The sequence below is a fragment of the Parasediminibacterium schistidii genome (genome assembly GCF_046546515.1).
Taxonomy (GTDB): domain Bacteria; phylum Bacteroidota; class Bacteroidia; order Chitinophagales; family Chitinophagaceae; genus Parasediminibacterium.
Genome location: NZ_JBKHKJ010000018.1, coordinates 106796 through 113907, shown reverse-complemented (window position 1 = coordinate 113907; position 7112 = coordinate 106796). Strand labels below are relative to the sequence as shown.

Annotated in this window: 6 protein-coding genes and 1 riboswitch; of the genes, 2 read left to right on the top strand and 4 right to left on the bottom strand. The window is 40.4% G+C overall.

Going from position 1 to position 7112, the window contains the following annotated elements; all coding sequences use genetic code 11:
• The coding region (locus ACHFIY_RS11875; RefSeq protein ID WP_410846312.1) for a class I SAM-dependent methyltransferase at nucleotides 1-987 on the top strand (987 nt) is incomplete at its 5' end.
• A 69-nt stretch (nucleotides 988-1056) separates the two neighbouring features.
• Here ACHFIY_RS11875 and ACHFIY_RS11870 read toward each other — a convergent pair.
• From ACHFIY_RS11870 to ACHFIY_RS11855, 4 genes are all read right to left on the bottom strand, one after another.
• Nucleotides 1057-2010: an MBL fold metallo-hydrolase gene (locus tag ACHFIY_RS11870; RefSeq protein ID WP_410846311.1), complete on the bottom strand. Its 954-nt coding sequence runs from the start codon at nucleotides 2008-2010 to the stop codon at nucleotides 1057-1059.
• 195 nt (nucleotides 2011-2205) lie between these two features.
• Complete coding sequence (locus tag ACHFIY_RS11865) at nucleotides 2206-2619, bottom strand: EamA family transporter (RefSeq protein WP_410846310.1); 414 nt, start codon at nucleotides 2617-2619, stop codon at nucleotides 2206-2208.
• A gap of 96 nt (nucleotides 2620-2715) precedes the next feature.
• A complete protein-coding gene (locus tag ACHFIY_RS11860; protein WP_410846309.1) occupies nucleotides 2716-3180 on the bottom strand; it encodes a hypothetical protein in 465 nt (154 codons plus the stop codon).
• 33 nt (nucleotides 3181-3213) lie between these two features.
• Nucleotides 3214-4542: a voltage-gated chloride channel family protein gene (locus tag ACHFIY_RS11855; RefSeq protein WP_410846308.1), complete on the bottom strand. Its 1329-nt coding sequence runs from the start codon at nucleotides 4540-4542 to the stop codon at nucleotides 3214-3216.
• Nucleotides 4543-4569: 27 nt separating this feature from the next.
• A riboswitch (Fluoride riboswitch) is annotated at nucleotides 4570-4635 on the bottom strand.
• A gap of 1001 nt (nucleotides 4636-5636) precedes the next feature.
• Here ACHFIY_RS11855 and ACHFIY_RS11850 point away from each other — a divergent pair.
• Entirely contained in the window at nucleotides 5637-7082 is a 1446-nt protein-coding gene (locus ACHFIY_RS11850; protein WP_410846307.1) for a circularly permuted type 2 ATP-grasp protein, read from the top strand.
• The last annotated feature ends 30 nt before the right edge of the window (nucleotides 7083-7112 follow it).

Here is a 7112-nt window from a genome sequence, read left to right as displayed (position 1 = left end):
CATAATTCATTATTCATAATTGAACTGCCTTATTTTCGCTCAATGAACGAGAAACAGGCCATGTTTTACAACCGCTTGCAAAAGGTGTACAAGCACAAAAGCAAGCAAGCCCTGCGGCAGAGCATTACCTGCTACCGGGTGTATGACCATGACTTGCCCGAATTTCCTTTTTGCATAGAGCTATATGAAGATAAAGCCTACTTGGCTGAGTACCTCCGCCGTCATGGTATGACTGACGAAGAACATGAGCAATGGCTTGAGGAATGTGTAGCCATTATTTGCCAATTACTACCTGTAACAAACGAAAATATTTACATCAAGCAACGCAAAAGAAAAGCTAATAGGCTAGACCAATACGAAAAAACAGATACAAAAGCCGAGTACTTCCCAGTTACGGAGCAAGGGCTGGAATTTTTCGTGAACCTGACAGATTACCTAGATACTGGCCTATTCCTAGACCACCGCATCACCCGCCAAATGGCTAAAAGCGAGAGTGAAGGCAAGCGTGTGCTAAACCTGTTTGCCTACACAGGTTCTTTCTCGGTATATGCTGCTGCGGGCAATGCAGAAACAGTAACCACGGTTGACTTATCGAAAACCTACCTCAATTGGGCAGAAGAAAACTTTGCCCTAAATGGGCTAAAAAATGAGGAGAAATATTTCTTTGTCCATGCCGACGTAAAGCAATACCTGAAAACCCTTGTACCTAATAGTTTTGACTTGGTTATTATAGACCCGCCTACTTTTAGCAACAGCAAAAGAATGAAGGATTTCTTGGACATACAGCGGGACCATGTGGAACTGCTAAACGATGTGCTTGCAGCCACTACCCCGGGAGGCATTGTTTATTTCAGCACCAATTTTACCAAGTTTGTTATGGATACGCCAGCTATACATGCAACCACTATAAAAGACATTACAAAAGCTACTACCCCTTTCGACTTTGAAGGCAAACTAAAAAGATGGTGCTATAAAATTATAAATTAGGAATTAGGAAGACATTGTAGGTGCGTATTGTATATGCCCTATTGCATAAAACCTATTATTTACCACCACCTACAAATCAAACGCCTTTCCCTGTTGTGGGAATATCAGCTTTAGACCAAGCTTATTTTCCAATTTCAGCTCTTTTTGCAGTTGCAAAACCCTTGTAAGTGGGGGTTTTACATGGGTTATTATTATGTTTAAGCCATTCATGGCTTCTTTACCTGTAAAGCTGCTTAGCACATCCATTTCCTGCATCAGCCATTTGGGCGTAAGGTGACCAAACAGTTTATTGTCAGACTGGTCATCAGGGAATGATGCTTCAATAAAAATTCCTTTCAACTTCCCAGTTTTTACCAATGGTGCTATTTCCTGCCACAGCAATTGCAGCTTGTTGCTTTTCTCTATCTCATCTGGCCCTGTGTCGCCTAAGTAAAGTATATAAGCATCTTTTTCATGCACCAGAAAGGCAGTGGATTGGTAGGGGTTTCCATGGCTTAGCGGAAATGCCTTTACCAGCATTGGGGTATTGTCAACCGCAGCTTCCTCGCCAGCTGCCAACGTTTTGTAATGGTATTTCTTTATAAGGGGCGCCTTTCCTTCATCCCCAAAATTTGCCCATGCTTCCCCATTAAAGTAGTTGTTTTCCAGCATTTTCATGCAGGATTGCAGGGCATAGATGGTTTTAGAAGAATCTTCCGGCGAGGTAATTACCATCCCAGCCACATGATCCATGTGGGCATGGGAAATAAAATACCCTTTGATGTATTGCCGTATCACATCGCTTGCAGGGATAGAAAATGCTTTATTTGCTATTGCCTTTTCAATGCCTGCATGTATAGTGCCTGCATCAAAGCATATATATTGGTTGGTGCCAACAGGGGCAACCATATAAGCCGAAAGGTTGCTTTCGTCAATGCCGCCCATCACACCCAAAGGAACAACATGGAAGGAGACTTGTTTTATTGGCTGTGCCAATAAACTGGCAGATAACAACAAACAGAAAAAAAGATGTATTGATTTCATAATTGAATTATTTGGTAGCTATCCGCTACTTGGTTCTACGCTTTAATCTTCTCTATCATCTCCCCATCATTTCGAATTACACGCTTTGGCAAACAAAGAAATAATAGTAATAACGCTTAATAAATATTTAAGCATTGTTACTTGTAGAGACGTTGCATGCAACGTCTCTACATAATACATCTGCACTTCATTTATTTATAATATCAATACCACAGTCCCAGCAATAATCAACACCGCACCAATAGCTGTTTTAATGGTCAACGTTTCGCCCAAGAATAACACCGACAAGGCAATGGTCAATGCCACGCTAAGTTTATCTACAGGTGCTACTTGCGATACTTTGCCTATTTGCAATGCCTTGAAATAAAATATCCACGACAAGCCCGTGGCAATTCCCGATATTACTAGGAAAATGAGGTTTTGCTTGGATAAAGAGGCGATGCCTTTTTCTTCTCCCTTAGCCAGCACAATGCCCCATGCCACTATCAATATGATAATAGTCCGTATAGCAGTTGCCAGGTTTGAATTAACGCCTGTAATGCCAATCTTAGCAAAAATAGCCGTCAACGATGCAAATAAAGCTGATAACAAAGCGTATATCCACCACATATTTTTAAGTTTTTTATATTGAGAAATAGTGTTTTGGAATGGTATGGAATTAGCATTATGTCTGTCTATACCAAAAATAAAATAATAAACAAAAAATTAACGATATTGTCGTTTTCTAACTTCTTTTAACAAATCTTGTTGTTCTTGTGTTAGATTTATACAAATAATTTGTAAATCAAAACACAAAATTGACTTCGAATACCATGTTTTTGATTTGAATTTCTCTTCAATTTTCTTATCCGTAAAAACAATATACTTTTTAATTGGTTTACCCAAAAGCTTTTCAATGGTCAGAAGCTTCAAAATATCCATACAAATTTTTCTTTTCTGTCCAGATTTTAGTTCGCCAACTCTAGCGAATATCTCACCATATACAAATTTTGTCTCGTCATAAAAATCAACTTGAAAAGAAATGCCCTCAAGTTCAATTATTCCAGTTATAAATTCTATCCCAAGTTTCTCTGTCAATTGCGTCCTTACAATTGACTCAATTACAGTCTGTTCTGTTGAATCGGAATTATGCTTAATCGGACTAGGATTTAAAGATTCATTATTACCCATAATTTAATTTTTTTTGTGCCTAATTTTGAATATCTACAGTTCAGCTAAACGTTTCCCTTCGTCTGCTGCAAACCTGCTGTGTTTTGGCTGCCCAATGCCTTGCCTGCGGTAAATGCTGTTGTGGCCAGACAATAAATAAGCCACCACGCACGCAATGGCAGCATACACGCCGCAACTGCTGTCAAACAACTCCATGGCCATTACCGTGCTGGCAAGCGGGGTATTGGTTGCCCCGGCAAACACAGCCACAAAGCCCATGCCAGCCAATAACCCCATGGGCAAGGGGATAAACAAACCCAAAGCATTGCCCAAAGCTGCCCCAATAAAAAACAAAGGCGTTACTTCTCCCCCTTTAAAACCTGATGCTAGGGTAATTATGGTAAATGCCATTTTCAAGGCAAAACCGTAGGCTGGCAATTGCTGGTCAAAAGACTGTATAATTGTAGGGATGCCCAAGCCAATATATTTCGTGGGCTCACCCCCGCCATTCCAAAGGAAAGGGGCAAATACAGCAAGGGCAACGATAACACCACCAACCAAAGGGCGGAAAGGTGGAAAGGCAATTTTTGCTTTAAAAATGGAACTTATTTGATAGATTGTTTTGCTGAAGGCAGCCGCACACAAACCAAATGCAATGCCAGCAATTATTGCGTAGGCTATATTCAAAAAACCCATCTCTGGAACAACTGGGATGTGATAATGCGTATGGTGCGTATGCCAAAGCTTGGTAACCAAATCAGCAATTATTGCGGAAGCAAACACAGGGAAAATGGCATCGTATTTTATGCGGCCAATCAAAGCTACTTCCATGCCGAAAATAGCACCTGCCAGTGGCGTGCCAAACACTGAGCCAAAACCTGCGGCAATGGCGGCCATCAGCAGCACTTTCCTTTCGTTCTCGTCTAGCTTCAAAGGTTTGCTAAACTGGTCAGCAATGGCACCTGCCATTTGCAAAGCAGTACCCTCCCTGCCAGCAGAGCCACCAAAAAAATGCGTAGCCATTGTACCTATATATACAAATGGCGCCATGCGGAAAGGGATTGTTTTTTGGGGGTGGTGTATTTCATCAATCAACAAGTTGTTGCCAGCTTCCACGTCTTTGCCATAGTAATAGTATAGCAACCCTATTGCCAACCCGCCAATGGGCAACAAAGCTACCAGCCATAAATGGCTTTCCCGGAAGTTGGTTACCCAATCCAAAGATTGTAAAAATCCTGCCGAAGCCGTGCCCACGCATACACCAATAGCCAAGCTGATGCACAACCATTTTAGTATATACTGGAAAGCAGGGTAGTACCTGAAAAATAAACGGTTTTGTATGATGATTTTTTTAGTGGTTGGTTTTTGTTGTTTTATTGACATAATTATCCTGATTAAATGGGTTTACATTTATAATCAGGCGCCATCAGCTTTTTAGGGCGGTTCAATTAGGAAGACACCATTTCCTTTTATAGTATAGGGCAAATGTAAGGATAAAGTATTGTATTCACAATATTCGGGTGCATTTCAAAATTTCTCTTTTTGTTTTTTTTAATTTGGCAGAACCACGAAATATTTAATCCTTCCTAATAAGTCAATACCTGCTGTTTGCCGCTCAACAAGTATCCTATATGGGGGAAATTTTGGATGCTCATGGGGGCATATTTCCCCCATATAGGATTTTTATTTTGGGCTATATGGCTATTCATGCCAATTTTACATTAAAGGAGTAACTAAAGGCATCTTGGCCTTGCCTCCTGCGTCGGATGTTAGTTGGTTTAGGAAAATGATAATCCACCATCAAAATCTTATCAGTTTCTTATCAATAAATGATGATTCTAATATTATAAAACTATCATTCCATTATCAATACATTATCATAAAATTCACTTAAATTATCATAAAAAATGAGGCTTTAAAAACGCAAATAACTGAATATCAATGAGTTAAAGGCAAAAAAGGGAAATAGCAAAAAAAATAAGCCACAAAAAAACAAAAAATATGCCATTACAAATCTCCGTTTAGGCCTTCGCATTCCCATCGTCTTGGCTATTATGCGTACACAATTCTCCTAATGAGGTGTAGCCAAAGGCCGGGGTGGTTTCACAATCACTAATTAAAGCTGCTTTTAAATAAAAAGCGAAGATTTGAAATGCACCCAAATATTCCCATAACTTTGAAAAGCTCATTAAACAACAAGCATCCTTAAATATTTGTCAAAAACAGCAAACAAAAAACACTTGCCACTCAATAGATTTTTTCAACAAACAGCCTATTTTTTATTAAAATATCCATCAAAAAGCTAATAAAGAAAATAAATTTCAACAAAATACCCATATTGTAATTTATTAAATATAAAAAAATATTTGAAAATTTATTGCCCAATCATATTTCTTATTACCTTCCATGCACAACAATCATTGATAAGAAACAATTAACCACCACTTATTATCACTGCATTAAATCTGTTTTCGTTTATGAATAGTGCTACTTTATGGCAACAGTACCTTACACAACCCGGCATTTGGGACGAGATGAACACCGGCAGCTCTATACGAGAGCAATATACAAAAGTATTTGAGGCATTGCAGCACCTGCCTGTAGAGGCTTTGCACCAAAAGGACAAGTTGGCCAGCGAGCTGTTTATGAACCAAGGCATCACTTTCACGGTATATAGCGACAATGCAGGCATAGAGCGTATTTTCCCGTTCGACATTATCCCCCGCATCATAACCTCGGCAGAATGGGACCACGTGGAAAAAGGCATCAAGCAACGCTTGAAAGCACTCAATATGTTCTTGAAAGATGTATATAACGAGCGGCAGATTATAAACGATGGCATTGTGCCAAAAGAACTGATAGACAGTTGCGCCCATTATACGAAAGAAGTACTAGGCATAAAAGTGATGCACGATATTTATGTGCATATCAGTGGCATAGACCTTATCCGTGGCGATGATGGCACATTTTACATACTAGAAGACAACCTGCGTACCCCAAGCGGCGTAAGCTATATGCTGGAAAACAGGGAAGTAACCAAAAGGCTTTTCCCCGATTTGCTATACGCAAGCAAGGCTAAGATGGTAAGCAGCTACCCATTGATGCTGCACCAGATACTATTGCAATTAGCCCCATCGCAATTGAGCAACCCCAATGTAGTATTGCTAACACCGGGCGTATATAACTCTGCCTATTATGAGCATACATTCCTTGCCAGGAGCATGGGCATAGAGTTAGTAGAAGGCAGGGATTTGGTAGTTGACAACTATAAAGTATATGCAAAAACCACTAACGGATTAAAACAAGTGCATGTTATATACAGGCGTGTAGATGATGAATTTTTGGACCCAGAGGTGTTTAGGAAAGAAAGTATGCTAGGTGTGCCTGGCTTAATTGGTGCGTATAGCAAAGGCAATGTAGCCATTGTGAATGCACTAGGTAATGGCGTTGCAGACGACAAAGCGGTATATAACTATGTGCCTGCCATGATAAAATACTACCTGAACGAAGACCCTATTTTACCAAATGTGCCTACTTATGAGCTAAGCGACCCTGCACAGCGCGAGCATGTTTTTGCCAATATACATACAATGGTTATTAAACGCACCAATCAATCGGGTGGGTATGGCATGTTGATGGGGAATAGTGCCACAGACCAGGAAATTGCCGACTTTATCATAGCAGTAGAGAAAGAACCCCGCAGTTTTATAGCACAGCCTATTATAAAACTATCTACAGTTCCTTGTTTTATTGGTGGCAAATTTGTGCCACGTCATGTTGACTTGCGGCCTTATGCGCTTTGCGGCCCAGATGGTGTGCAAATTGTGCCGGGTGGCCTCACCCGTGTGGCTTTGAAAGAAGGCAGCCTAGTGGTAAACTCGTCGCAAGGCGGCGGCAGCAAGGATACTTGGGTGGTGGAATAGTTGCTCGGTCAACGCAAAAAAATCATTAAC

What these genes read in the sequence shown, in the direction of transcription:
- ACHFIY_RS11870 (WP_410846311.1), bottom strand. Translation starts at nt 2,010, where the DNA reads ATGAAATCAATACATCTTTTTTTCTGTTTGTTGTTATCTGCCAGTTTA.
- ACHFIY_RS11865 (WP_410846310.1), bottom strand. Translation starts at nt 2,619, where the DNA reads ATGTGGTGGATATACGCTTTGTTATCAGCTTTATTTGCATCGTTGACG.
- ACHFIY_RS11860 (WP_410846309.1), bottom strand. Translation starts at nt 3,180, where the DNA reads ATGGGTAATAATGAATCTTTAAATCCTAGTCCGATTAAGCATAATTCC.
- ACHFIY_RS11855 (WP_410846308.1), bottom strand. Translation starts at nt 4,542, where the DNA reads ATGTCAATAAAACAACAAAAACCAACCACTAAAAAAATCATCATACAA.
- ACHFIY_RS11850 (WP_410846307.1), top strand. Translation starts at nt 5,637, where the DNA reads ATGAATAGTGCTACTTTATGGCAACAGTACCTTACACAACCCGGCATT.